21 protein-coding genes are annotated in these 25,548 nt (G+C 62.4%); 4 read left to right on the forward strand and 17 right to left on the reverse strand.

The annotated features are described in order from the left end of the window. Window positions 1-159 precede the first annotated feature (159 nt). From SR908_RS03300 to SR908_RS03310, 3 genes are all read right to left on the reverse strand, one after another. Window positions 160-1,725: an AMP-binding protein gene (locus tag SR908_RS03300; protein WP_246920392.1), complete on the reverse strand. Its 1,566-nt coding sequence runs from the start codon at window positions 1,723-1,725 to the stop codon at window positions 160-162. Window positions 1,726-1,858: 133 nt separating this feature from the next. After that, on the reverse strand, window positions 1,859-2,344 hold the full coding sequence (locus SR908_RS03305) for a YajQ family cyclic di-GMP-binding protein (RefSeq protein ID WP_246920391.1): 486 nt from the start codon (window positions 2,342-2,344) through the stop codon (window positions 1,859-1,861). A gap of 36 nt (window positions 2,345-2,380) precedes the next feature. Further along, window positions 2,381-2,905, reverse strand: a complete 525-nt coding sequence (locus SR908_RS03310) for a GNAT family N-acetyltransferase (protein ID WP_246920390.1) — start codon at window positions 2,903-2,905, stop codon at window positions 2,381-2,383. A gap of 151 nt (window positions 2,906-3,056) precedes the next feature. On the opposite strand from SR908_RS03310, the gene SR908_RS03315 reads away from it, so the two are divergent. Continuing rightward, window positions 3,057-4,550 (forward strand): RimK family protein, encoded by a 1,494-nt coding sequence (locus SR908_RS03315; protein ID WP_246920389.1) that lies wholly within the window; start codon window positions 3,057-3,059, stop codon window positions 4,548-4,550. Window positions 4,551-4,596: 46 nt separating this feature from the next. Here the strand turns inward: SR908_RS03315 and SR908_RS03320 are convergent, their stop codons facing one another. Further along, a complete protein-coding gene (locus tag SR908_RS03320; RefSeq protein ID WP_246920388.1) occupies window positions 4,597-5,931 on the reverse strand; it encodes an NCS2 family permease in 1,335 nt (444 codons plus the stop codon). A 162-nt stretch (window positions 5,932-6,093) separates the two neighbouring features. On the opposite strand from SR908_RS03320, the gene SR908_RS03325 reads away from it, so the two are divergent. Together SR908_RS03325 and asd are read left to right on the forward strand one after the other, a co-directional pair. Then, complete coding sequence (locus tag SR908_RS03325; RefSeq protein WP_246894134.1) at window positions 6,094-6,924, forward strand: sulfurtransferase; 831 nt, start codon at window positions 6,094-6,096, stop codon at window positions 6,922-6,924. A 75-nt stretch (window positions 6,925-6,999) separates the two neighbouring features. After that, a complete protein-coding gene (gene asd / locus SR908_RS03330; protein ID WP_246894163.1) occupies window positions 7,000-7,860 on the forward strand; it encodes an archaetidylserine decarboxylase in 861 nt (286 codons plus the stop codon). Between the two features lie 136 nt (window positions 7,861-7,996). Here asd and epmA read toward each other — a convergent pair whose 3' ends face one another. Both epmA and efp read right to left on the reverse strand, forming a co-directional pair. Continuing rightward, window positions 7,997-8,971: an EF-P lysine aminoacylase EpmA gene (gene epmA / locus SR908_RS03335; RefSeq protein WP_246920386.1), complete on the reverse strand. Its 975-nt coding sequence runs from the start codon at window positions 8,969-8,971 to the stop codon at window positions 7,997-7,999. Window positions 8,972-9,133: 162 nt separating this feature from the next. After that, window positions 9,134-9,700: an elongation factor P gene (gene efp / locus SR908_RS03340; RefSeq protein WP_040242404.1), complete on the reverse strand. Its 567-nt coding sequence runs from the start codon at window positions 9,698-9,700 to the stop codon at window positions 9,134-9,136. 111 nt (window positions 9,701-9,811) lie between these two features. Here efp and epmB point away from each other — a divergent pair, with 111 nt between their 5' ends. Continuing rightward, window positions 9,812-10,882, forward strand: a complete 1,071-nt coding sequence (gene epmB, locus SR908_RS03345; RefSeq protein WP_246894132.1) for an EF-P beta-lysylation protein EpmB — start codon at window positions 9,812-9,814, stop codon at window positions 10,880-10,882. Between the two features lie 31 nt (window positions 10,883-10,913). On the opposite strand, the gene SR908_RS03350 is transcribed toward epmB, so the two are convergent. The 11 genes from SR908_RS03350 to pgi all read right to left on the reverse strand — a co-directional run bounded on the left by SR908_RS03350 (window position 10,914) and on the right by pgi (window position 25,490). Next, complete coding sequence (locus SR908_RS03350) at window positions 10,914-11,507, reverse strand: DUF4202 domain-containing protein (protein ID WP_246894131.1); 594 nt, start codon at window positions 11,505-11,507, stop codon at window positions 10,914-10,916. Window positions 11,508-11,569: 62 nt separating this feature from the next. Next, window positions 11,570-12,031, reverse strand: coding sequence for a DUF3465 domain-containing protein (locus SR908_RS03355; RefSeq protein WP_075368995.1), 462 nt, complete (start codon window positions 12,029-12,031; stop codon window positions 11,570-11,572). 7 nt (window positions 12,032-12,038) lie between these two features. Continuing rightward, the gene (gene leuA, locus SR908_RS03360; protein ID WP_246920384.1) at window positions 12,039-13,754 is read right to left on the reverse strand and encodes a 2-isopropylmalate synthase; all 1,716 of its coding nucleotides are present in this window, start codon (window positions 13,752-13,754) and stop codon (window positions 12,039-12,041) included. Between the two features lie 390 nt (window positions 13,755-14,144). Next, the gene (locus SR908_RS03365; protein ID WP_246920381.1) at window positions 14,145-14,498 is read right to left on the reverse strand and encodes a protealysin inhibitor emfourin; all 354 of its coding nucleotides are present in this window, start codon (window positions 14,496-14,498) and stop codon (window positions 14,145-14,147) included. Beyond that, window positions 14,495-15,538, reverse strand: coding sequence for a M4 family metallopeptidase (locus SR908_RS03370; protein WP_246920378.1), 1,044 nt, complete (start codon window positions 15,536-15,538; stop codon window positions 14,495-14,497). Before SR908_RS03370 ends, SR908_RS03365 begins: the two co-directional genes overlap by 4 nt. 79 nt (window positions 15,539-15,617) lie before the next feature. Beyond that, window positions 15,618-17,330 carry an HD domain-containing phosphohydrolase gene (locus SR908_RS03375; RefSeq protein WP_175575859.1) on the reverse strand — a complete coding sequence of 571 codons (1,713 nt, stop codon included), beginning with the start codon at window positions 17,328-17,330 and terminating at the stop codon, window positions 15,618-15,620. 118 nt (window positions 17,331-17,448) lie between these two features. After that, on the reverse strand, window positions 17,449-18,672 hold the full coding sequence (gene serB / locus SR908_RS03380; protein ID WP_246920377.1) for a phosphoserine phosphatase SerB: 1,224 nt from the start codon (window positions 18,670-18,672) through the stop codon (window positions 17,449-17,451). Between the two features lie 108 nt (window positions 18,673-18,780). Next, window positions 18,781-21,036 carry a DNA topoisomerase IV subunit A gene (gene parC, locus SR908_RS03385; protein ID WP_246920376.1) on the reverse strand — a complete coding sequence of 752 codons (2,256 nt, stop codon included), beginning with the start codon at window positions 21,034-21,036 and terminating at the stop codon, window positions 18,781-18,783. Between the two features lie 177 nt (window positions 21,037-21,213). After that, entirely contained in the window at window positions 21,214-23,094 is a 1,881-nt protein-coding gene (gene parE, locus SR908_RS03390) for a DNA topoisomerase IV subunit B (protein WP_246920374.1), read from the reverse strand. Window positions 23,095-23,104: 10 nt separating this feature from the next. Beyond that, window positions 23,105-23,782, reverse strand: coding sequence for a YqiA/YcfP family alpha/beta fold hydrolase (locus SR908_RS03395; protein WP_246920372.1), 678 nt, complete (start codon window positions 23,780-23,782; stop codon window positions 23,105-23,107). Between the two features lie 28 nt (window positions 23,783-23,810). Continuing rightward, entirely contained in the window at window positions 23,811-25,490 is a 1,680-nt protein-coding gene (gene pgi, locus SR908_RS03400; RefSeq protein ID WP_246920368.1) for a glucose-6-phosphate isomerase, read from the reverse strand. Between the last annotated feature and the right edge of the window lie 58 nt (window positions 25,491-25,548).

The following is a 25,548-nucleotide window of genomic DNA, read 5'->3' on the forward strand; positions in this document are numbered from 1 at the left end:
TCGCGTATCCAGAGAAATCATCCCTTACTATCGAGGCGATTATCGCCAAGGACTGGACACGTGCGTTCATTCTAGCGCAAAGCAAGGGGCCAAGACCAAGACAGCGATCTCCTCAGCACTCAGGCATATGGCCCGCGCCACCTCCTCCCGTATGCAGCGTTATCCGATGGTGGCGTCGGCCTGCCGGGTCGGCGCGCCCTGCACACCGGACGTCGCGATCGGCGTTACACGCAGCATGCGACGCAAGACTTTGCCCACCGGCGACTTGGGCAGTTCCTCGATGAAACGGTAGCCACGCGGACACTTGAAGCGCGTCAGCCCGGCGTCCAGGCAATAACGCCCGAGTTCCCGCTCATCGACATCGCTACGTGCTTTGATGAATGCCGTCACCACTTGTCCCCATTTGTCATCGGGAAGTCCCACCACCGCAACTTCCTCGACCTGCGGATGCAGCGACAGCACATTTTCGATTTCCAGCGGGCTGATGTTCTCGCCTCCGGAGTTGATCAGGTCGTCGACGCGGCCGGTAACGAACAAGTCTCCATCGTCATCGAAATACCCCGTGTCCCCGGTGAAGTACCAACCCTCCCTGAGGGCTTTGCTATCCGCCTCGGGGTACTGCCAGTAGCCCTCGAATGCCTCGTCTCCGCTCATGTCGGCGATGACTTCGCCTTCTGCGCCTGGTGCTACGCACATCTCCGGCGACGTGGCCCCGATCTTGACCACCCGCAGCCGCTGGTTGAGCGCCGCGCGTCCCGACGAGCCAGGCTTATGGTTGGCATGCTGATCGACGGTCAAGGCATACAGTTCCGAACAACCATACTGGTTGACGAACAAACTCGGTTGGAAAGCCTCTTCGACGCGTGCGATCAACCCCGCACTCATGGGCGCACCGGCAAAGCCAACCTTGTCGATGCTGGCTACCCGATGCGGGGCGAACCCCGGCGCTTCGAGCAGCATATGATAGAGCGTTGGCACCAAGTTGAGGCTAGTAACTCGCTCACGCTCGATGGCTTCTAACGTCGCCTCCGGCTCGAACTTGGGAATGCACACGAAGCGTCCGTCGACCATCGCCATCGCCTGGAGCGCGCGTACGCCCGTGGCATGGTAAAGCGGCATCACGCCCAACATGGTCTCATCATGGCGATACAGGTTCTGGGCCACGTACGCGGCCGTCGCGGCCCGCTCGACACGATGACGACGCGGCACTCCCTTGGGCCTGCCGGTAGTTCCCGAGGTATAGAGCATCATCGAGTAATCGTCGGGCGTCGCCATCAGCAACGTCTCACCGGTCGAACCGAGCAGTGAGTCGAAGGCAATCGCCCCCGGGGGCGTTACGTCACCGACCACGATCCGCGGTATTTGATGCGCCTCGGCACACGCCTGCACCGCCTCGGCGGTCGCATCGTCATGGGCGATGGCCCCGGCACCCGAGTTCTTCAGGTAGTAACGCATATCCAGCGTCGTAGAGCGCCAGTTCACCGGCGTGGCGATGACCCCCGCAAACTGGCAAGCCCAGTACAGAGTGGCCATCTGCCAGCGATTGTGCATGGCCATCACCAGCCGGTCCCCTTTGTCGAGCCCCAGCCGCCGGAGGTGGCGCGCCACGCTCTGGATGTCCGCATACCACTGCGCGTAGGTCTTGTGCGTCCGGCCATCACTGATAGCAACGGCGTGCGGGCGCCGCTCGACCGTGGCAAGAAAGCCGCGTCCCAGATCAAACATCTCCGTTCTCCTGTCGCTCGTTTTATTGTGTCGTTGCGGTTGTTTTAGCGACAGGATCGAGCGCACAGGCGTGGGTGGCAACGCTAGCCGACCACAAGGATGATGCGCATCAAGGTACTGGAACGAATTCCCTTCAATCGCGAAAATTCGTGTACTGGAGGGCCAGCTCGGGGCCGGCATCGCTCTTCAACAAGGCGATTGCCTGCTGCAGTTCGTCGCGCTTTTTACCGTTGACACGTACCTTGTCACCCTGGATCTGTGCCTGCACCTTGAGCTTGGCCTCCTTCAAGCGCTTGACGATATCCTTGCACTCCGGCTGTTCGAGTCCCTGCTTCAGCACTACGTCCTGGTGGGCGCGCACACCGCTGGTAACAGGCTCCTTGATATCCATGCAGCGCGCGTCGATCCCGCGTGCGATCAGCTTGTTGCGCAGCACGTCGAGCATCTGCTTGAGCTGAAAATCCACCTCGGCTTCAAGGGTCACCGTCTCGCCCTCCAGGGTGAAGCTCGCGGTCACGCCCCGGAAATCGAATCGGGTCTGGATCTCGCGATTGGCTTGATCGACGGCGTTGCTGGCCTCGTGCTTGTCGAATTCGGAGACGATATCGAAAGATGGCATGACACTTTCCTCACTCGGGTAAAATCGGGCGCGATTCTAGCATGAACCTCGCGCGCGCTTGCCCACGGCATCACTCGATATGGTGGAACACTCCTCAAGCGTCGAATCGCTCAGCAGCTTGCTCATCTGCCAGGCCGCGCAGCCATCGACGTAATAATCGTCGAGCCAGCGCAGAACGGAAAATCCCATGCGCCGATACAGCCCCAACGCCACGCGATTGTCGGCGCGAACCTCCAACTGCAGGCGCGTCATATCTCGCCGCCTGGCCTCACGCTCAAGCGCCTCGAGCAACGCGCGCCCTACTCCGCCACCGCGCGTTTGCGGGGCCACACAGAACGAGTAAAGCCGTGTCACACGACTGTTGCGCCGGAAAAGTAGCGTGGCATAACCGACAACCTCGTTACCCGGCGTAGCATACGCAACGAGCGTATACGCGTTGGCACGCGCCAATAGATAAGCCAGTTGACGGCGTGTAAAGCGGTCGCCATCGAAACATATCGACTCGAGATGACAGAGCGCATCCAGGTCAGTAACGGTAGCGGCGCGCAGGGAACAGGACATGCGAATGTCTCCGGGGTCACGCGAACAGGGTGAAGCGAATCGTGTATAGAAATTATTTCAAGGCGGAGCTATTGTCGAGATGCGGCTCGCTGCTCATTCTAGACACGACTTTTCAAGGTCGATTGACGTTTTTCCTTCATAAGGAAGGTCTATGTCCCGCTTGCGTATCGTCGTCGACCGCCTCGACGACTGGTCACCCTATTACCCCACCGAAGACCTGATCAGCGCTGCCGATTTCCTGGCTCTGGAGTCGAGCGCCCCCGACAAGACACGCGACGCCACGCATGTCATCAACCTCTGCCGCGGGCTCGACTACCTTGAGACGGGCTACTACGTATCGCTGCTCGCCCAGGCGCGCGGCCAGCGCGTATTGCCGTCGGTAGAGACGCTCAACCAGCTCTCGCGCAAAGCGTTGATCGACCTTCAGCTCGAATCGCTCGAGCCCATGATGCGCGACCTCGAAAAGCGCGGCGCGCTGAGCGGCGATGAACTCAACCTGACGGTGATGTTCGGCGAATGCGAGCACGAGGGGCTAGGCCGGCTGGCGCGGCGCCTCTTCGAGCGCCTGCCGTGCCCCTTGCTAGGCGCCAAATTTCAAAAGCGTCATGGAACATGGCGCTTGACCCGGCTCAAGCCTCTGGCACTCACCTCCTTGCAGGGCGGCGCGCAGGATCGTTTCGCGGCGGCCTTGAACCGACATTCGCGCAAGGTATGGCGCACGCCCAAGGCTCGGCGTCGCTACCGTTTCGATCTGGCGATTCTCATCGATCCTCAGGAGGCCATGCCGCCCAGCAACAAGAGTGCGCTCAAGCAATTCATTCGCGCCGGACGGCGACGCGGCATCGACGTCAGCCTGATCACCCGCAAGGATGAAGGCCGCCTGGCAGAGTTCGATGCGCTGTTCATCCGCGAGACCACCCGCCTCGACCATCATACCTACCGCATGGCCAAACGCGCCGAGCACGAAGGTCTGGTGGTCATCGACGACCCACAGTCGATCCTGCGCTGTACCAACAAGATCTACCTGCATGCGCTGCTCGGTGCACGCGGCGTTCCCGCGCCTCGCGGCGTACTATTGAGTCGCGACGACCTGACCCAGCTGTCGGACAAGATCACCAGCCTCGACTTCCCCCTGGTACTCAAGGTGCCCGACGGCGCATTCTCGAAAGGCGTGGTCAAGATCACCTCGCTCGACGAGCTCAAGGAGCAGGCTTCGCGCTTGTTCGCCTCCTCCGCGCTGCTGTTATTGCAGGAATGGCTACCCACCGATTTCGACTGGCGTATCGGTATTCTGGATGGTGAGGTACTCTTCGCCAGCCGCTACTACATGGCACGCGGGCACTGGCAGATCTACGATCACTCACGCCCTAAGGTGCGAAGCGGCAGCTTTACCACGCACCCTCCCTCGGACGTGCCCAAAGCGATTCTAAAGGCCGCACTGAAGGCCACGCGCCTGATCGGCGATGGCCTCTACGGCGTCGATCTCAAGCAGATCGGCGAGCGGGTCGTGGTCATTGAGGTCAACGATAATCCCAATCTGGATGCGGGTGTCGAGGATGCTTACCTCGGGGCACGGCTGTATGCACGCGTCATGGATGTCTTCCTGGCGCGGCTAGAACGCCACGCGACGTCGGAAACGCGCTGACGACAGCATCGGTGCCGGCACGGACGCCAGCACCGAAACACCCCCTTCAGCCTTCGAACAGCAACAACAGCGAAAGCGCGAACAACACCCACATGGTGGGCTTGATTTCCTGTGTCTTGCCCACCGCCAGCTTGACGATCACGAACGTCAAAAAGCCGAAAGCGATCCCATGCGTGATCGAATAGGTGAAGGGAATCAACACCATGGCGACGAAGGCCGGGATGGCGTCGTCGAATTGGTGCCAATGGATCTTGCGAATGGGGTCCATCATGAACACGCCGACCAGAATCAAGGCCGGCGCCGTGGCAATCGCCGGCACCAACGACAGCAGCGGCGAGAGGAACAGAAACGGCAGGAACAGCACCGCCACCACCACCGCGACGAGCCCGGTGCGACCGCCCTGGCTAATTCCCGCAGCGGATTCCACATAGGCGTTGGCCGGGCTGGTTCCCAGCGGCCCGGAGATTAGCGCGGCGCTGGCATCGACGATCATCGAGCGACGAATGTTGCGCGGATTGCCATCGGCATCCTTCAAGTTACCCGCCTCGGAAACCCCCATGAAGGTGGAAAGCGCATCGAAAAAAGTCGTGAACAGCAAAACGAAGATGAACGGCCAATACGCCACCGACAGCGAACCCCACAGGTCGAGCGCCATCAAACCGCTGAGATCCGGCATCGAGAAGACACCATTGAAGTTGACCAGCGTCGACGACGCCATATCCTCGGGAAAGTAACGGCTGCCATCGCCCCACCAACGGCCGATCGGCACGCTAGCCAATGTGGTGAAGACGATACCCAGGATCAGCGCACCGGGAACATTGCGCACCACCAGCCAGGCGGTGACCGCGAAGCCGATGAGAAACGTCACCAGCACCGGGTCGAGCGAGGCCATACCCACCACGGTGACCGAATTGGGGACGATGAACTGTGCGTTGACCAAACCGATGGTGGTGATGAATAGACCGATGCCGCAGGCGATGGCATAACGCAATTGCGCCGGAATCGCATCGATCACCAACTGACGCGCATTGAATGCCGCCAGCAGCGCAAAGATGACCCCGGCCCAGAACACGCAGCCCAGCGCGGTCTGCCATTCCATGCCCGCCCCCAGCACCATGGTGTAGGCGAACAGCGCGTTGATGCCCATGCCAGGCGCTACCAGGATCGGGTTCTTGGCGTAAAACCCCATCATCACACTGCCGAAGAAACTGACCAGCACGGTAGCGGTCAAGGCACTGGAAAAGGGCACGCCGGCATCGCTGAGCACCGTCGGATTGACGACGATGATGTACATCGAAGCCAGAAAGGTCGCGATCCCCGCCAGGATCTCGGTGCGCGGGGTACTCCCCTGGGCCCGGATGCCGAAAAGTCGTTCGAACACGTCGCGTTCTCCACACAGGTTGGGTTGGGATGAGACGTCGCGCAGTATAGCCAATCTCGCCTCCCATGCTCATCCCCGGCCACGCATGACTGCAAAAGGCCGCTTGCCTGTGCCATGATCTGACAAGCATTCACGCGCCCCAAGTACATGCGGGAGAAGACCATGAGTTCCGAAGACAACCTGCTGCCATTGATCGTCGAGCCCGAGCAGCTCGCCGAGCATCTCGGCGCCCCCGAACTATTGATCGTCGATGTACCGCTCAAGGCCGACAGCTACACCGACGGCCACGTACCCGGCGCGGTGTTTCTCGATCATCGTCGCCTGCTCGTCGGCAGCGGCACGGTGCCCAACGACATCCCTGACGAAGAGGCGCTATCCAAGCTGTTTTCCGAACTCGGCCTGACCCGCGACACGCACGTCATCGCCTATGACGATGAAGGCGGCGGCTGGGCTGGACGCCTGCTATGGACGCTGGAGCTCATCGGCCACACCCGCTATTCCTATCTCAACGGCGGCATTCATGCCTGGCGCGCCGACGGGCAACGCGTCGAGCGCGAACCCAGCGCGCCCACGCCCAGCGATTACCAGGCGACCATCCATCAACCCCAGGCTCAGATCCGCCGCGAAGAACTCATCGAGCGCCTGGGTGAGCGTGAACTCGCGGTCTGGGACGCCCGCTCGCCGGACGAATATCGCGGCGAAAAAGGCAAGAACGCCCACATGGGACATATTCCCGGCGCCGTCAATTTCGAGTGGACGGATGCCATGGACCCCGAACGCCACCTGCGCCTGCGCGATTACGCCGAACTCGTCGCCGAACTCGAGGCGAAAGGCCTGACGCCGGACATGGAGATCGTCACCCACTGCCAGAGCCACCACCGCAGCGGCTTCACCTGGCTGGTCGGCAAGGCCCTGGGCTTCGAGAAGATGCGCGCCTACCCCGGCTCATGGCAGGAATGGGGCAACCGCGACGATACGCCGATAGAGAAGTAAACCCCGCGCGCATCCCCGTGCGATGCGCGCATGCCAGAAGCTATTGCGCCCATGACGCCACGCCCCTATCGTGGCATGCCTTTCGACCTTGCCGTGGATACGCCCGTGGATCGCGACGAACTCTTCGCCAGAATGCAGTACCCCCTTCCCCACCACCTGATCTCGCGTGGGGTGGGCAAGCTCGCCGAGAGCCGCACGCCATGGCTCAAGGACTGGGCGATTCGGCGTTTCATTCGTACCTTCGACGTCGACATGAGCCAGGCCGTCGAAAGCGATCCCGAGGCTTACGCCTGTTTCAACGACTTCTTCACCCGCGCGTTGCGTGCGGATGCCCGGCCCATTGGCGAGGGCATCGTCTCCCCCGCCGATGGCACGCTGTCGCAGTTCGGTTCCATCGACAACGGCACCCTCGTCCAGGCCAAGGGGCACACCTATTCCCTGACCGCCTTGCTGGGGGGCGATACCCACCGCGCCGCGCCGTTCCGGGATGGCAGCTTCGCCACCGTCTATCTGTCGCCGCGCGACTATCACCGCGTGCACATGCCCGTCACTGGGACCCTGCGCGAAATGGTCTATGTGCCGGGGCGGCTCTTCTCGGTCAATCAGGCCACCGCCAACCACGTGCCGGGGCTGTTCGCCCGCAACGAGCGTCTGGTCTGCCTGTTCGACACCGAACACGGCCCGCTGGCGATGGTGTTGGTGGGCGCGATGATCGTCGCCGCCATCGAAACGGTCTGGGCCGGCCAGGTCTCGCCACTCAGCGGCCGCGTGCAGACGACACGCTTCGACGAGCCCATCGTGATCGAAAAGGGCCAGGAAATGGGCCGCTTCAAACTCGGCTCCACCGTGGTGATGTGCTTCGGCCACGATGTCGCGTTTCGCGATGTCTGCACCGACGGCCTGGTGGTCAGTATGGGGCAATCCCTCGCTTCCTGAGCTCCTTGACCAGGATAGAGTCGCCGGGCGGGGCAAGGCGAAGCGAGGATCTTTCTGCCATGAATGGCAAAAGTAGCGCCCAGATAGGGTTTACAGCGCTCTCGCGGCGACTTGTTCCATCAGGCTGGACACGGCGCTAACAACGCGGCGTAGCAAACGCCATCACCTCCGCCACGCTCGTCTTGCCCAACGCCAGCTGGATCAAGCGATCCATGCCCAGCGCCACGCCACTACCGGCGGGCATGCCCGCCTCGAGCGCCGCCAGCAAGCGGACATCGGCATCCACCTCGCAGTGCCCTAGCCGCTGGCGTTCTCGATTATCCTCGACAAAGCGCGCGGCCTGCTCCTCGGCATCGGTGAGCTCATCGTAGCCATTGGCCAGTTCCACCCCTTGCCAGTAGACCTCGAAGCGCGCGGCGACGACCTCGCCATCTTCGGGATCGCGATGCTTGCGGGCCAGCGCCGCCTGCGAGGCGGGATAGTCAACCACGACATCGACACCGTCCTGCCCCAGTTCCGGCTCAACCGCCAGACTCATCAGCAGATCCAGGCAGCCGTCGCGGTCGGCGTCACGCATGGATAATTTTCCGACCGTCTCGGCACGCGCGCGCAGCGCCGCCAGCGGTGACGTGAACGGGTCGAGGTCCAGCGCATCGCGAAATAGCTCGCGATAGCGGCGTTGCCGACACGGCCCGGGATCGCGTCCCAGCACGTGGCGAATCAATGCCTGGGTCTCGTCGATCAGTGCAGAAAGCGAAAATCCCGGGCGATACCATTCGAGCATGGTGAACTCGAGATTGTGGCGACGCCCCACCTCGCCGTCGCGGAAGCTGCGCGCCAGTTGAAAGATCGGGCCACTGCCCGCCGCCAGCAAGCGCTTCATATGGAATTCCGGCGAGGTCTGCAGCCACAACCGTTCGCGGCCCTGTGGCGTCGTCGCCGTCAGCGACAGGCTCGCCAGGTGCGGGTCGGTGCTTCCACCATGGCCCAGCACCGGGGTTTCCACCTCCAGCACATCACGCTCGGCGAAAAACGCTCGCACACGTGCCAATAGCCGCGCCCGCTCGCGCAGCGTCTCGATACTCGCCGAGGGTCGCCAGTCGGTGGTCATCAAACGCTCCTTTAGAAACGACAAAGCCACGCCGAAGCGTGGCCAAATCCAGCAACAATCTCTGCTCGAAGCCCTGTGGGAGGGAACTTGTTCACGATAGACCTGTAGCGACCTCTATCGCGAATAAATTCGCTCCCACGACGGCTAAGCCCGAAGCCCGGGTCAGGCCCGCGAGACGTATTCGCCGTTACGCGTATCGACCTTGAGCACTTCGCCTTCGTTGATGAACAGCGGCACACGCACCACCGCGCCGGAGGACAGCGTGGCCGGCTTGGAGCCGCCCTGTGCGGTATCGCCCTTGAGGCCGGGGTCGGTTTCGACCACTTCCAGCTCGATGAAGTTGGGCGGCGAGACGGCGATGGCGTTGTCGTTCCACAATGTCACGGTGTAGACGACCTGTTCCTTGAGCCATTTTTCGACATCGCCGATGGCCTTCTTGTCGACCGCGTACTGCTCGAAGGAACCGTCAGTGCGCATGAAGTGCCACATGTCGCCGTCGCTGTAGAGGTACTCCATGTCCAGCTCCAGCACATCGGCACCCTCCAGCGACTCGCCGGACTTGAAGGTCCGGTCCCAGACCCGACCGGTGATCAAGTTGCGCAGTTTGACGCGGCTGAATGCCTGGCCTTTGCCTGGCTTGACGAACTCGTTCTCGAGGATGCTGCACGGATCCCCGTCAAGCATGACTTTCAGACCGCCCTTGAATTCATTGGTAGAATACGTCGCCATGATGCCTCGCTAAGTTGCATGCGTCGTAGCGTGCGCTACGCAGATTGCTCGATGCGCCTCGTCATGGGATGACACCACCGCCATCACGAGGCCCATAGGAAATAGCCACCAATGATAACCCGAACATCCATCGCTTTGCAGAGCGAGAATGCCGTGCCCAGTGAAGACGCCTCCGAAGGCGCCACGTTGACCCCGCGTCAGCGCTCCCAGGACTGGCAAGCTCAACTGAGCGACGCGGTGCGCGACCCGTACGCGCTGTGTCGGCACCTGGGGCTCGATCCGGCATGGTTGCCGGGCGCCGAACAGGGGCACGCCCTGTTTCCGGTACGCGTGCCCCACGCCTATCTATCGCGCATTCGTCATGGCGATCCGGACGACCCCTTGCTACGCCAGGTGCTGCCCCTCGAGCGGGAAAGCGACAGCGTCGCGGGTTTCGTCGGCGACCCGCTCGAGGAAGCCGAGCATCGCCCGCGTCCAGGGTTGATCCACAAGTATCGCAACCGCGTGTTGCTGATCGCCAGCCCGGCCTGCGCCATCAATTGTCGCTACTGCTTTCGCCGGCACTTCCCCTACGCCGAGAATTCACCCTCGCGCGCGCAGTGGGAATCCACGCTCGACTACCTGCGTCAGGACACTTCGATCAACGAGGCCATTTTCTCCGGTGGCGATCCGCTGGCCTCGCCGGACCGGCGCCTGGCCTGGCTGGCCGAACGCCTCGCGGACATTCCACATCTCAAGCGTCTGCGTCTGCATACGCGCCTGCCAGTGGTGATTCCCGACCGCGTCGATGGCGCCCTGCTCGACTGGCTGTCGGCTACGCGGCTACAGACGGTGATGGTGGTGCATATCAACCATCCCAACGAGATCGACACGCACGTCGCCGAGGCAATGGCACGATTGCGCGGCGCCGGCGTCACCCTGCTCAACCAGAGCGTGCTGCTGCGCGGCATCAACGATGACGTCGACACCCTCGCCCAACTTTCCGAGCGGCTTTTCGAGGTCGGCATCCTGCCGTATTACTTGCACGTGCTCGACCCCGTCGAGGGCGCCGCGCATTTCGACGTCCCCGATAGCGAGGCGGTCACGCTGGTCGAGACGCTACGCACCCACCTTGCCGGCTTTTTGATGCCGCGACTGGTACGCGAGATACCCGGCGAGGCCAGCAAGACACCGCTAGCCTAGGTCGCTCACGATGGCCGACGACCAACCGGTCTCACGCCGACAGGGCGCGCGCCACGATCTCGCGTTCCCGCTCGGGCAGCGTCAGCGCTGATGCCAGCTCGTGTCCGCGCGGCGACATCTTGCGCCAGGTCTTGGCGACGATGCGCACCAGCTTGTCGTCATCGTGCTCGCGGGCGAAATCGCTGAAGTAATGGGCCATGAAGACCAGACAGGCGGTATCCTCCAGCGCCTGGGTGTCCGCATCGCGCTTGAGGTTCTCCTTGCGGATCAAGGCGCCCACGTGCTGTACCGCCGCCTCGTCGTATCCCGCCTCGCGCACGATCGTCTCGGCCAACGCCGCCTGGCGCCGCCCGAGATCGCGCCGCCAGGCTAGATAGCCGGGACGATCGCGCGGGTAATCGTCGCGCGGCACTTCCCAGCGCCGCAGATGCTGGGCGCGTACCGCCAGTTGCAGCGGTTCCGACGCATGCGGGGCGACACGCGCCAGCCACTCGCTCATGCGCTGGGCGTACAGCAGCTCGGCGGGCCGCTCGCCGGCTTCCTCCGTCGCCTCGCGCTTAGGATCCTCAGCATGGGCGGCATCCATAGCCGCCTGCGCGCGCTGAAAGGGCGTGCTCTCGGTCATGCTGACCTCCTTAGGATTCGTGCCCGAACGTGCGTGTCTGAATGTGTATATCTAAATAAGACTCATCGATAGCGCTGCCCGCGATATTCCAACCAGCCATCGAGATGATCGCCGCCGGGGTCGCGATGCGTCCAGTGCACGACACCGCCCTCGGGGTTCCATTCGTATTCACCGAAGAAGCCCACCGTATCCCCAACGCGCAGCCCCTCGAGCCGGGGCGCCAGATCTATGTTGTGCGCGATGAGTACGGTCTGGCCGCTCGACAGGCGCAGGATGAAGCGCTGATGGCGGCTACCTTCATTGTCATCCGGCAGCACGCGCACCACCTCGCCGCGTGCCTCGACCTGAAGCCCACTGTGGTGCTCCTGGTAGGCCTCGCGCAGCGTCACGACGCCCGAGCGCGCGCCCTCGCCAGCCGACGGTGCCGAAACCGATGGCGCCAGGACCGCCAACGCCCCGGCCAACACGAGTACCGCCGCCGCGAACGTCAGGCCGAGGAGGATCGCACGGCGACGCATGCTCATGGCGTCCTCAGGCCTCGCCAAGCGTCTCGGCGGTGACGTTGGGCGCCGGCGCCTGCTGGGTACGCCAATGGCGGTTCAACGCACCGAGCACCGCCTTCATGGAAGCGCTGGTGATGTTCTCGTCGATACCGACCCCGAATATCGGCGTCTGCTCGACACGCACCTCGACATAGGCCACCGCTTCGGCATCGGCGCCCTGGCCGCGCGAATGCTCGTGATAGTCGATGATCTCGACATCCAGTCCATGCGCCGCCAGCGCCTTGATGAAGGACGCCAGAGGGCCGTTACCCTCTCCGGTGACATGGCGACGCTCGCCCTGTTCATCGATCTGGGCGTCGAGACGCACGCGGGGGCTATCGTCATCCGAACTCAAGCGATGATTGATCAGCGCGTAAGGATCGCGGCTGGTGAGGTATTCGTCCTCGAAGGTGCGATAGATCATTTCTGATGTGATCTCGCGCCCGGTGCGCTCGGCCACCGTCTGCACCACCTGGCTGAACTCGATGGACAGACGACGCGGCAACTCGATGCCGTGCTCCTGCTCGAGCAGATAGGACACTCCGCCCTTGCCCGACTGGCTGTTGACGCGGATTACCGCCTCGTAGGAGCGTCCCACGTCGAGTGGGTCGATGGGCAGGTACGGCACGCCCCAGGGGCTCTCGGGATTGTCGCGGCGCTCGGCCATGCCCTTCTTGATAGCATCCTGGTGCGAGCCAGCAAAGGCTGTGAATACCAAGTCACCGACATACGGGTGTCGGGGATGCACCGGCAACTGATTGCAGTGCTCCACCTCGCGCATCAGCGGCGTGATATTGGAAAAGTCGAGCTGCGGATGCACGCCTTGGGTGTACATATTCATCGCCAGGGTGACGATATCCACGTTGCCGGTGCGCTCGCCATTGCCGAACAGCGTGCCTTCTACGCGGTCGGCGCCGGCCATCATCGCAAGCTCTGCCGCCGCCACGCCGGTGCCACGATCATTGTGCGGATGCACGCTCACCACCAGGCTATCGCGCCGGGCGACGTGACGGCAGAACCACTCGATCTGATCGGCATAGTGATTGGGCGTGGCGATTTCCACGGTTGCCGGCAGGTTGACGATCATCGGTTTGGCCGGCGTCGGCCCATAAACCTCGCTAACCGCTTCGACGATTTCCACGGCGAAGTCCAGCTCGGTCGAGGTAAAGAGCTCCGGCGAATACTGGAAGGTCCAGTCGGTTTGCGGGCGGGCCGCCATTATGTCCTTGATCTGCGCAGTGGCGTCCTTGGCGATCTGGATGCACTCGGTCTTATCGACGCCGAATACCACCTGGCGGAAGACCGGATCGGTGGCATTGTAGACGTGCACGATGGCCCGCTTGACGCCTTCCAGTGCCTCGAAGGTGCGCTCGATGAGGTGCGGACGTGCCTGGGTCAGCACCTGGATGGTGACGTCGTCGGGGATTGCGTCGTCCTCGATCAGCTCACGCACGTAATCGAAATCGATCTGCGAGGCGGAGGGAAAGCCAACCTCGATCTGCTTGAAGCCGGCCTTGACCAGCAAGTCGAAGAAGCGCCGCTTGCGCTCGAGATCCATGGGATCGATCAGCGCCTGGTTGCCGTCGCGCATGTCCACGCTGCACCACACGGGCGGATGCGTAATCCGCTGCGCCGGCCACTGACGATCGGGCAGGTCGACGGCCTCGAAGGGACGATATTTGGTGGAAGGATCCTGGAGCATCATGGCGTTATCTCCTTCTGCGATGTTCAAATTTCGGGAATCGGAAGCATTTCCCCGCCCGCCCTGAAACACGACGACGCCCCGCAGCGGATAAGCACCACGGGGCGTCGGCAATGACATGACACATCGGCGCGCGATCCTCAGCGCGGACTGAAGAACGCCCGACAACGGGGCGAACAGCATTCGGAGAGGTCGGGGAGAGAGTGGCGATATTCGACATGGCAGATTTTTCTTCGTTGGACTGGGCTTCGTTAGACCGAGAGGGTGACGATGCACGAGGCATCCGCCGGCTCATAGGCCGATGGTAAGTCGTAGGTCTAAACGTAGTAGTCGCATGTCGAAGATCGTCATATAGCTAACTAAACAGCTGCGTGCATGACTGTCAACCGCCACTCACGATGATGACATCTCCTCATCGAGCGCCGCGTGGCCGTCTCGCCACAGGCGCACCAGCCACGCCGGGGCATGCGGCTCGTCGAGACAGCGCTGCCAATGTGGCTGCCCGGTACGGCGCGAGGACAGCGTGAGACGGAAAAAACGCCCGTCGGGCGGCATACGCTCCGCCTCGGGCAGCGCAACCAAGGCTCGCAACCCCGCGTCGAGACGCGCCCATTGCAAGGGCGTCAGCCGGTCGCAATCGATCTCGCGCGGCGCGGCCAATCCCGGTAGATAAGCGAAGCCGCCCTCTCGCGTGACTGCCAGACGCGTATCGCCCGACAGTACAGGCAGCTCGTCGGTGTCGCTCATGAGACGACGCCCACCTCGCGCCAAGCCTCATCCACCGCGCGACGCTCGCGACTCTCGAGTCCGTGCAGGCGCTCGACGTGATCGAGCGTCAGGGCAGCGAAGGCCGCGAAATCCGCTTCTCGACTCAATGCCGCGTCGCGCATCGCTGCGTACCATACCGGCCCCACGCTTTCCCACGCGGGTGACTCGAGTGCCACCGCGGCAAGGTAAAACGCACGGTTGGGAATGCCTGAATTGATATGCACACCGCCGTTGTCGGCTTGCGTGTCGACGAAATCGCGCATGTGGCTCGGCTGTGGATCACGCCCCAGCACGGAATCGTCATAAGCCGTCCCCGGTGCTTTCATGGAGCGCAGGGCCTGACCTTGCACCTGGTCGGTCAACAGATTCGCGCCGATCAGCCAATCGGCTGCCTGGGGCGATTGGCCGGCATGGTACTGCTTGACCAGCACCCCGAACACATCGGCCAGCGACTCGTTGAGCGCCCCGGCCTGATCGGCGTAGATCAAGCCGACATCGCGCTCGATCACACCATGAGTCAATTCGTGCGCGATGACTTCCGGCGCCGCCGTGAAGCGCCGAAACAATTCGCCATCACCGTCGCCGAAGACCATCTGCGAGCCGTTCCAGAACGCATTGTCGTAGTCGCGAGCGTAATGCACGGTACCGATCAACGGCATGCCCTTGTCATCGATGGAATCGCGCTCGAAGACCTCCCAGTAGAACCGATAGGTCGCACCTAGCCATTCATAAGCTTCGTCCACCGCCGGATCGCCACTCGTTGGCTGGCCTTCGTCGCGCACCAGTCGCCCCGGCAGCGTCTGCTCATTCTCGGCGGAATGAATCCGGCGGTCAGGGCGCCCGGAAACGGCTCGTGCAGCGTCCCGCTGGGGTGCCGGCGCGCCGCGCTGGCGAAACCAGTGATCGGCCTCGAGCGTCTGCTGGGCACAACGACGTAGGCGTACCGAGCCCTGCGCCGCGACGCGCTCGAGTACGTGGGGCGGCATGAAGCCGCACGCTGAAATCTTCGGATCTGACATGAACTTGGTTCCTCGATCACCTATCGGGCATACCCAGGCAGTGTGGCTCAGGATGCCCAATCAAGCACAACGAGGCGCACTAGACCGGCGTCAGGCGATAGCGGGCAGAATTGACGGCTTCCTTCAGCCCACCCAATTGGTCGAGATCGTTACCATTAAGCGGCTGGTCGAGACGCCGCTTGGGATTGCGGGTATTGAGCACGACATGCACCTGGCTTGGAGTACCATGCGCATCGTGGCGCTGGACCCATGCCAGGGCGCCGTTGGCATAGAGCGCAAGTGATCCTATCGGCGCCATGCCGAAACGGCGGATATAACGCTGTACCCAGGTGTTGTCGAAGCCCTCGTCCTGTGTCAGCAGATGGCGATAGACCTCGCGCTGCGTCCAGGCAGCACGTCCAGGGCGCGGGCGCGTCATCACGTCGGCGACATCGACCACCGCCATCATGCGCGCCAGCTCGGGCAATGCGTCCCCCCGCTTGCCCGCTGGGTAGCCGCTGCCATCGAGTCTCTCATTGGCCATGCCGATCACCTGGGTCACAACTTCCTTATCCAGCCAACGACACTCTTCGAGACGCTCGAGAATCATGCCGACATGGGAGTGAAGCTGCGTTTGTTCTTCCAGGCGTAATGTTTCATCACGCAACAAGGCATCGGGCAGCATGCCCTTGCCCAAATCGTGAAGCAGGGCACAGGCCACTACCGCCTTGAGACGTTCCGGTGCCATGCGTCGCGACTGGGCAAGATCCAGCAATCGCACGGCCACCATCAAGCTATGCTGTACCAGATGCGACTCTTGGGTGAGACACGCGCTCGCATACAGCAGCGCCTCACGATCCTGCTGCCACAGTGTCAGCAGCGTGTCGGTACTCCGCGAGAGCTGTGTCGAGGCCACCGGCTCACCGCTTTTCAACTGCACCAACTGCGCGTTGAGATAATCGGCCACCTTCTGCAACCGGGACGCCATTGCGCCTCCCGGTTGCGATCGCGTCTGCCGTCGACGCGAAACGTCACGCCGGGCGGCGTCGGGCGATTGAAACAGTGTCGAAGGCTCCAGAGGACGCCCGGTGTGCATCACGGTACGCGCACTTTCGCGCTCGATCTCCTTGACGCAGTACCAGACCAGGCGCTCCATCGCGGACGATAAACCGCTGAACTCGCAGCCTGCCTGCGCCTGTGTCCATGCCTCGTCGGTGCGCACGTGGCGGACGCTGGCCGGCAGTTCGAAATGACGCTGGTTGGGAAACGTCAGGCGAATGCTATCGATGGCTTTCTCGGGCTTGATCGCCGCCGCCGCAGCCAGTGGTAACGCGACCAGGCAACCACCCAGCGAAAGATTGCAAAGCCGCCCTTCGTACGATGTATCCTCCCCCGCCACGCGCAACAAGACGGCGACCTCCATGCCTGCGCGCAACGCGGCTCGAAAGCTCTGACGCCGATGTATCACGGACACCGCTTGCGGATAATCGCATACCACCTGCAGGCGCTCCCCCTGCTCGCGCCATTCATTCACCGCGAGTGCCTGGGTGGTCAGCATCGCGCCCTCGACCTGCCCCAACAGTTGGAACGTCTCGCCGCGACGCAGCCGAGGCACGATCTCACGGACCGCCGAGACATCCAGGCACAGCGAGTCCTCCTGGACGATGTCCATGACCACCACCGGCCACGGCGTTCCGTCACCACTCTCGAAGCACAGACTCGCCCCTCCGGGCAGGGTAAGGGCCTCGAGAAAGCCGTAAAGTTCGCCGGGGTGCGTGACGTCTTGAGGTGGTGCGGAATCGGGTGGCGACATTGAGGTCTCGACGCTGACGAAACAAAACGAGCACATCCGTCACGCGGCGTGCTCGTGTAAGGGTATGTAATCCATTATCGACTATATCATTCAAGACTTGAATGGTACCTGGTGGCCACTACAGGCGGTCCAGTTCATCCTCGTGATAGCCCAACAGGTACAAAACGGCGTCCAGCCCCAGCGTGCTGATCGATTGCCGCGCCTGTTGCCGCACCAGCGGCTTGGCGCGGAAGGCAATACCCAGCCCAGCGCTTTCCAGCATCTTGAGGTCATTGGCGCCGTCGCCCACGGCAATGGTCTGCGCCATGTCCCATCCTTCGCGCCGCGCGATTTCGCCCAACCACCAAGCCTTGCGCTCGGCGTCGATGATCGGCTCGCGTACCTCGCCGGTGATCTTGCCTGCGTGGATGACCAACTCGTTGGCGTGAATTTCGTCGAAACCCAGGCGCTCCTGCAGGTAACGCGCGAAATAGGTGAAGCCCCCTGAGATGATCGCAGTGCGATAGCCCAGGCGCTTGAGATGCGCCATCAAGCGTTCGACGCCATCCATCAGCGGGAGGGTCTCGGCAATCTCGCGCAATACCGACTCATCGAGCCCTTCAAGCTTGGCCATGCGCTCGCGGAAGCTCTGCTTAAAATCCAGCTCGCCGCGCATGGAACGCTCGGTGACGGCGGCCACTTCATCGTAGACACCGTGCCGGCGAGCCAGCTCATCGATCACCTCGGCCTGGATCAAAGTCGAGTCCATGTCGAAGCAGATCAGCCTCGGGTGGCGGCGCCACAAGGAGTCTTCCTGAATGGCAACATCCACGCCCTGGCGCGCCCCCAGCGCTAGCGCCTGTTCGCGCAGGCGGGGTAGTTCGACCGCTTCCCCGCGCAGGATGAACTCCACGCAGGCGCCATTGGGGGGAGGGTTCTCGAGGGAATCGCCCCCCGATAAACGCGCAATACGCTCGACGCTCAAACCATGCGTCGCCGCCAACTCACCGACGTCGGCGAGAATTCCCGAGGGTAGCCGAGGCGCCAGCAGGGTCAGGATTAGGCGCGGAATATTGGCCTGAGTTCCTAGGATCTGCCATGTGTCCGCCGTCACCGCCTCGACCTCGACGGCAAGGCCCTGTTTGACCATGTCTTGAGCAGCGAGGTGACCGTTCAGTTGCGATTTGAAGGCGTCGGCGCCAACCTCGGCGTTCACCAGCATCTCGAAGGCAACATGGCCTAACGCGCTGTGCTGGTGAATGTCCACAAGCCGCGCCTGGCATGCTGTCAAGGCCGCACCTAACGCTGCCAATTGGCCGGGGTGGTCGGGGCCACCAGCACGAATCAATAACCGCTGTGTCATATTACCTCTAGATCTAGATGCAAGAAGAAAGAGCGGCGCTACGCGCCAGGAAGAGGGACATAACCACAATATCCCATCTTCGGCCTCGCCTCTTCTGCCTTCTTTCTTCTATTTCTCTTCGACCTCTAAACGGTCGACTTTCTGGAAGCCTCGCGACAACTTGCTGCCCCTACGGCCACGCTCCCCAACGTAATAGTCGAGATCGCGACTCGAGAGCGTCTGCTTGCGCTTGCCGGCGTGAACCACCAGTGAGGCGCTGGCTGGCAGCATGACCAGGTCACGTACGAATTCCTCGCGATTGGCGGCGCGCGCGCCAGGAATGTCGATCATCTTGTTGCCCTTGCCCTTGGCCATGACCGGCAACTGATCGAGCGGGAACACCAACAGGCGGCCTTCATTGGACACCACGGCGATGCGTGTGTCCTCGCCTTCCGGTACCGCGACCGGGGGTAGCACATTGCAGCCCTTGGGCACGCTGAGCGCGGCCTTGCCCGCCTTGCTCTTGCCGATCAAGTCATCGAGCCTGGCGATGAAACCGTAGCCGCCATCGGACGCCAACAGATAACGTGCTTCGGGGACATCAAGCATGACCCCTACCATACTCGCGCCGGCGCCGGGGTTGATGCGTCCCGTGATGGGTTCGCCCTGACTCCGGGCCGAGGGCAGATTATGCGCGGGCAGCGTATAGCTGCGTCCGGCGTCATCGAGCAGTACCAGCGGCTGATTTGACTTGCCACGCGCGGCCAGATGAAAGCTGTCACCCGCCTTGTAGGAAAGCCCTGCGGGGTCGATCTCGTGGCCCTTGGCACTGCGAATCCAGCCTTTTTCCGAGAGCACCACGGTAATCGGATCGGCGCCTACCAGCTCGACCTCGGACAAGGCCTTGGCTTCGCCGCGTTCGACGAGCGGCGCGCGGCGTGCATCACCATAGTCGTCGGCGTCCTGGCGCAATTCGCGCTCGATCAGATCAGTCAGCGCCTCGTCGTTGCCCAACAGTTCCTTGAGGCGTTCGCGCTCGGCGCTCAGCTCGTCCTGCTCGCCGCGAATCTTGAACTCTTCGAGCTTGGCCAGATGCCGCAAACGCAGCTCGAGAATCGCTTCGGCTTGACGCTCGGACAACCCAAAGGCGTTGATCAACCCCGGTTTGGGCTCGTCCTCCTCGCGGATGATGCGGATCACCTCATCGATATCGAGATACGCTGCCAGCAAGCCCTCAAGGATATGCAGGCGGTCTTCGACCTTCTTGAGGCGGTGTTCGAGTCGGCGGCGTACCGTCGCCCGACGGAACCGCAGCCATTCGCCCAGGATGGCGTGGAGTGCCATGACGCGCGGCCGGCCATCCAGCCCGATCACGTTCAGGTTGACGCGCACGTTCTTCTCGAGATCGGTGGTGGCGAACAGGTGCGCCATCAGTGCCTCGACATCGACCTTGCCGGAGCGTGGCACCAGCACCAGACGCGTGGGCGTCTCGTGGGTCGATTCATCACGCAAGTCCGCCACCATGGGCAGCTTCTTGGCCTGCATCTGCGCGGCGATCTGCTCGAGTACCTTGGCGCCGCTGACCTGATACGGCAGTGCGGTAACCACCACATTGCCCTCTTCCAGCGTATAGCGCCCGCGCAGTTTCACCGAACCGCGCCCACTCTCGTAGAGCTTGCCAAGATCGGCCGGCGAACTGATGATTTCCGCTTCGGTGGGGAAATCCGGCGCCGGTACGTAACGCATCAGATCGCTGACGCTGGCCTCGGGATGGCGCAGCAAGTGACAGGTCGCGTCCACGACTTCGCGCACGTTATGGGGCGGAATGTCGGTGGCCATGCCCACCGCGATCCCGGTCGCGCCATTGAGCAACACGTGCGGCAAACGCGACGGCAGCACGGCCGGCTCGTCGAGGGTGCCATCGAAGTTGGGCGTCCAGTCGACCGTGCCCTGGCCGAGTTCGGAGAGCAGCACTTCGGAGAATTTCGACAGTCGCGCCTCGGTGTAGCGCATCGCCGCGAACGACTTGGGGTCGTCGGGACTGCCCCAATTGCCCTGACCATCGACCAGTGGGTAGCGATAGCTGAACGACTGCGCCATCAGCACCATCGCCTCGTAACAGGCGCTGTCGCCGTGTGGGTGGAACTTACCCAGCACGTCGCCAACGGTGCGTGCCGACTTCTTGTATTTGGCGCTCGCCGTCAGCGACAACTCGCGCATGGCATAGACGATGCGCCGTTGCACCGGCTTCATGCCATCGCCGATATGCGGCAGCGCCCGGTCGAGAATCACGTACATCGAGTAGTCGAGATACGCCTTCTCGGTATATTCCTTGAGGGACAGACGTTCGACGTCGCCCTCCTCGACATGGATATCCATGGTCATGGGTTTGGGGCCCTATCTACCATCATGGAAACTTCGCGGACAGTGCCCGCACGAAACATAGCTTGAAGAGAGAAGAACGGCGCTTCGCGCCTTGAGAGGGAAGATAAACGCATCGTTTCCCTTCCCTCTCACGTCTGCCTTCTTATTTCTTCGTCCTTATCTCTTCCATCTTCCTTCTTACACCTCGATATCGGCGAGGTTGCCGTAATCCTCGAGCCAGTTCTTGCGATCGCCGGCGCGCTTCTTGGCCAGCAGCATGTCCATCATCTCGCGGGTGCCGTCGTCCGCAGCGAGGGTCAGTTGCACAAGGCGACGCGTGTCGGCGGCCATGGTGGTTTCACGCAACTGCAGCGGGCTCATTTCGCCCAGGCCCTTGAAGCGCTGAACATTAGGCGTGCCACGCTTGCCTTCCAGGCGTTTCAAGATGGCAGCCTTCTCGCTTTCGTCGAGGGCATAGTGGACTTCCTTGCCCAGATCGATGCGATACAGCGGCGGCATGGCCACGAACACATGGCCAGCATCGACCAGCGCGGGGAAGTGACGCACGAACAACGCGCACAGCAGGGTCGCGATGTGTAGGCCGTCGGAGTCGGCGTCGGCGAGGATGCAGATCTTGTGATAACGCAGCTTGGTGAGATCGTCGCTGCCGGGGTCCATGCCGATGGCCACGGCGATGTCGTGGACCTCCTGGGAACTGTAGATATCATGCGCCTCGACTTCCCAGGTGTTGAGGATCTTGCCACGCAGCGGGAGGATCGCCTGCGTCTCACGATCACGTGCCTGCTTGGCGCTGCCGCCGGCGCTATCGCCCTCGACCAGAAACAGCTCGGAGGCCGCGGGGTCCTGCCCCGCGCAGTCGGCGAGCTTACCCGGCAAGGCGGGACCGGAGGTCACCTTCTTGCGGGCCACTTTCTTGGCACTCTTCTGGCGCCGCTGGGCAGCATTGATCACCAGTTCGGCCAACGCCTCGGCCTGGTCGACGTGATGGTTGAGCCATAGTGAGAAGGCGTCCTTGACCACGCCGGAGACGAAGCCGGCCACCACCCGCGAGGATAGCCGCTCCTTGGTCTGCCCGGCGAACTGCGGATCGAGAAGCTTCACGGAGAGCACGAAGGCGACACGCTCCCACAGATCATCGCCGGTCAACTTGACCCCGCGCGGCAGCAGGCTGCGGTATTCGCAGAATTCACGCAGCGCCTCGAGCAACCCCGAGCGCAAGCCGTTGACGTGCGTCCCACCGAGCGGCGTGGGAATCAGGTTGACGTAGGATTCCTGCAGCAACTCGCCGCCTTCCGGCAGCCACTGGATGGCCCAATCGACGCCCTGGTCGTCGTCCTCGAAATGACCCAGAAACGGCGAACTGGGCAGCGCCTCGACATCGTCTGTGGCCTGCGCCAGATAATCGCGCAAGCCGTCGGCGTATTGCCAGACGTTCTGGCTGCCGTCGGTATCCACCAGTGTCACCTCGAGCCCCGGACAGAGGACCGCCTTGGCGCGCAACAGGTGCTGAAGACGCGGTAGCGACAGCTTAGGACTATCGAAATAACTCTCGTCCGGCCAGAAACGCAGCACCGTGCCCGTGGCCTTCTTGGCACACGACCCGATGACGGTGAGTTCCTCTACCTTGTCGCCGTGGGCGAAGGCCATACCGTGGCGGTCGCCGTCGCGGCAGACCTCGATTTCCAGACGCCGCGACAGCGCATTGACCACCGACACCCCGACACCATGCAGGCCGCCCGAGAAGCGATAGCTCGATTGGGAGAACTTCCCGCCCGCATGCAGCCGGGTCAAGATGAGTTCGACGCCGGACACCCCGTGCTCGGGGTGCATGTCGATGGGCATGCCACGCCCATCATCAGAGACCTCGATGCCGCCGTCGTCATGCAGCTGCACACGAATATGCCGTGCATGGCCGGCCAGCGCCTCGTCGACGCTGTTGTCGATGACCTCCTGCACGAGATGGTTGGGGCGACTGGTATCGGTGTACATTCCGGGGCGCTTGCGCACCGGGTCGAGTCCCGACAGGACCTCGATGGAACTGGCACTGTATTGCGTCATGCGTTGTCCATTAAGTGAGTTCGTCAGAGCGCGCGTACGATCGTGCGGGCAGCGCCCAACCACCATGCGCGAAGATGGCCGGCAAATAATCGGCCAGGGCACTGAAACCATGGTCGCCGCCGGGATGCACGATCATCGAGGCACCGGCATAGAATGCCAGTGCATCGCGACAGTCCAGGGTTTCATCGGCGCTGCCCAGCAACACTTGATAACGGCTCGGGTCGATGACGGCAGTAGGCGTCATTGCCTCGAGCGCTTCGCCATGGCGCTCATCGATGGTGAAGCGCTCATGGGTATAAGGGTTTTCCAACGGCGCGCCCATCCACTGCGTCACCAATCGTGCCGGCCGTACCGCAGGGTTGATCAACACCGCGCGCAACCCGAAGCGTTCGGCCAGGCAGGTGGCTAGAAAGCCACCCATCGAACTGCCGATCAGCAAGGTGTCATCGCCCAGGGCATGCAACTCGCGCTCGGCGCATGCCAAGGCGTCATCGGGGCGATGCGGCAACTGCGGCGTGACACACCGAGGGGATACCACATCTTCGCTCGCCAGACGCTCACAGGTCGCCGCGATCAAGCGCGCCTTGGGTGATGCCGCGCCACTGTTGAAACCGTGCAGATACAGAATATTGGCCACGGGCGTCGTATTAGCCACGGGCGCCATATTGGCCACGGGCGTCGTCAGCATACCGCACAACCTGTACAAACAGCCAGTATCATGTCCCATCCTGTGCTTGCCATACAACATCGAGCAGGCCCCGGCTGGAATCATCCAGCGTCTCGGCACCGCGCCGTGAGGCCAGAATCTGTTCGGTTTCGGAGGCGATCTGCTTGCCTAGCTCCACGCCCCACTGGTCGAAAGGATTGATGTCCCAGAGAGTGGCTTGCGCGAACACCTTGTGCTCGTAGAGGGCGATCAACGCGCCCAATGACCGTGGCGTCAGCCGATCGAGCAGCAACGTGGTCGAAGGCTGGTTGCCACGGTAACGTTTATGGCTCGGACGCGGCACATCACTGGGGAGAGCTTCGTCACCCAACATCAAGACCCGCGACTGGGCGATGCAGTTAGCCAGCGTCAAACGGTGCTGGGCCTTGAGATGCGCTCGAGTGGCCGGATCTTCGACCCGATCATAACGTCGCACCGGAGCGATGAAATCGCACTCCACCGCCTGCGTGCCCTGGTGAAGTAACTGATAGAAGGCATGTTGCGCATTGGGACCAAGCTGTCCCCACAACACCGGGCAGGTGGAATACGGCGTGATCTCACCGTCGTTGGTGACCGATTTGCCGTTGGACTCCATCTCCAGTTGCTCGAGATAGCTGGCGAAGTATTCGAGGCGGCCGTCATAGGGCAGGATCGAGTGCGCACGCACATCCAGGAAGTTAACGTTCCAGATGCCCGCCAAGGCCAGCAGCACCGGCAGGTTGTCCTCGAGCGGTGTCTCACGAAAATGGCGGTCCATGTCGTGAGCACCCGCCAGCAGCTCGCGGAAGTTGTCCATGCCCACCGCCAACGCGATAGGCAAGCCAATCGCCCCCCAGAGCGAATAACGACCGCCAACCCATTCCCAGAAACGCAACTGATGGCGCGGATCGATGCCCCACTCGCTCATGCGCTCGGGCTTGGCCGAGACACCGATGAAATGCTGGCGCATCACCAACTCGCTCATCTCGGTATCTTGACCGCCGTCGGCCAAGCGCGTCATCAACCAGTCACGCGCGGTCGAGGCGTTGGACAGCGTATCGATGGTGGTAAACGACTTCGATGACAGCACGAACAGCGTGGTGGCAGGATTGAACCGGGTCAGGTAGTCGGCGAGTTGCGAGCCGTCCATGGTCGAGGCGAAATGAATATCGACCTGATGCACGTCACGCGGGCGATAATCGGCCAGGGCGTGGGTCACCATCAAAGGCCCCAGATCGGAGCCGCCGACGCCCAGGTTCACCACGTCGGTGATCGGCCGTCCCGTGGCGCCACGCCATTGCCCGGCGTGGCATTTTTCGACCATCGCCTGCATGCGGGCCAGCGTCTCGTGGACATCGGGCACGACATCCTCGCCTTCGACCACCAGGCTAGCCTCGGGGGGCAGACGCAAGGCGGTATGCAAGGCCGGGCGATCCTCGGAGAGATTGACCCGTTCGCCGTTTTGCAAACGCGCGATGGCGCCCTCGAGATCCGCCTCGCGGGCCAGCTCGAGCAGCATCGCAAGCGTCTCGTCACGCCAGCGATGTTTGGACAGATCCAGCGTCAGCCCTACCCCGCGTCGCGTGAAACGCGCATGACGACCGGAATGCTCGGTGAACAAGCTCTTGAGATGCACGTTACGCATCTCGTCGGCATGCGCGGCGAGCTTTTGCCAGGCCGGCGAATGGTGGATCATGGTTGACTGGGTCATGACTCGTACTCTCCTTGACAAGCTCGCTAATGGCCCTGCAGATGCACAGCCCCGGCGC

Origin of the sequence: Chromohalobacter canadensis, from assembly GCF_034479555.1 — a bacterium.
Lineage (GTDB): Bacteria > Pseudomonadota > Gammaproteobacteria > Pseudomonadales > Halomonadaceae > Chromohalobacter > Chromohalobacter canadensis.

Bases quoted from the DNA above. Each gene is read 5' to 3' on its own strand.
- SR908_RS03300 (WP_246920392.1), bottom strand. From the start codon at position 1,725: ATGTTTGATCTGGGACGCGGCTTTCTTGCCACGGTCGAGCGGCGCCCG.
- SR908_RS03305 (WP_246920391.1), bottom strand. From the start codon at position 2,344: ATGCCATCTTTCGATATCGTCTCCGAATTCGACAAGCACGAGGCCAGC.
- SR908_RS03310 (WP_246920390.1), bottom strand. From the start codon at position 2,905: ATGTCCTGTTCCCTGCGCGCCGCTACCGTTACTGACCTGGATGCGCTC.
- SR908_RS03315 (WP_246920389.1), top strand. From the start codon at position 3,057: ATGTCCCGCTTGCGTATCGTCGTCGACCGCCTCGACGACTGGTCACCC.
- SR908_RS03325 (WP_246894134.1), top strand. From the start codon at position 6,094: ATGAGTTCCGAAGACAACCTGCTGCCATTGATCGTCGAGCCCGAGCAG.
- asd (WP_246894163.1), top strand. From the start codon at position 7,000: ATGCCTTTCGACCTTGCCGTGGATACGCCCGTGGATCGCGACGAACTC.
- epmA (WP_246920386.1), bottom strand. From the start codon at position 8,971: ATGACCACCGACTGGCGACCCTCGGCGAGTATCGAGACGCTGCGCGAG.
- efp (WP_040242404.1), bottom strand. From the start codon at position 9,700: ATGGCGACGTATTCTACCAATGAATTCAAGGGCGGTCTGAAAGTCATG.
- epmB (WP_246894132.1), top strand. From the start codon at position 9,812: ATGATAACCCGAACATCCATCGCTTTGCAGAGCGAGAATGCCGTGCCC.
- SR908_RS03350 (WP_246894131.1), bottom strand. From the start codon at position 11,507: ATGACCGAGAGCACGCCCTTTCAGCGCGCGCAGGCGGCTATGGATGCC.
- SR908_RS03355 (WP_075368995.1), bottom strand. From the start codon at position 12,031: ATGAGCATGCGTCGCCGTGCGATCCTCCTCGGCCTGACGTTCGCGGCG.
- leuA (WP_246920384.1), bottom strand. From the start codon at position 13,754: ATGATGCTCCAGGATCCTTCCACCAAATATCGTCCCTTCGAGGCCGTC.
- SR908_RS03365 (WP_246920381.1), bottom strand. From the start codon at position 14,498: ATGAGCGACACCGACGAGCTGCCTGTACTGTCGGGCGATACGCGTCTG.
- SR908_RS03370 (WP_246920378.1), bottom strand. From the start codon at position 15,538: ATGTCAGATCCGAAGATTTCAGCGTGCGGCTTCATGCCGCCCCACGTA.
- SR908_RS03375 (WP_175575859.1), bottom strand. From the start codon at position 17,330: ATGTCGCCACCCGATTCCGCACCACCTCAAGACGTCACGCACCCCGGC.
- serB (WP_246920377.1), bottom strand. From the start codon at position 18,672: ATGACACAGCGGTTATTGATTCGTGCTGGTGGCCCCGACCACCCCGGC.
- parC (WP_246920376.1), bottom strand. From the start codon at position 21,036: ATGACCATGGATATCCATGTCGAGGAGGGCGACGTCGAACGTCTGTCC.
- parE (WP_246920374.1), bottom strand. From the start codon at position 23,094: ATGACGCAATACAGTGCCAGTTCCATCGAGGTCCTGTCGGGACTCGAC.
- SR908_RS03395 (WP_246920372.1), bottom strand. From the start codon at position 23,782: ATGCTGACGACGCCCGTGGCCAATATGGCGCCCGTGGCTAATACGACG.
- pgi (WP_246920368.1), bottom strand. From the start codon at position 25,490: ATGACCCAGTCAACCATGATCCACCATTCGCCGGCCTGGCAAAAGCTC.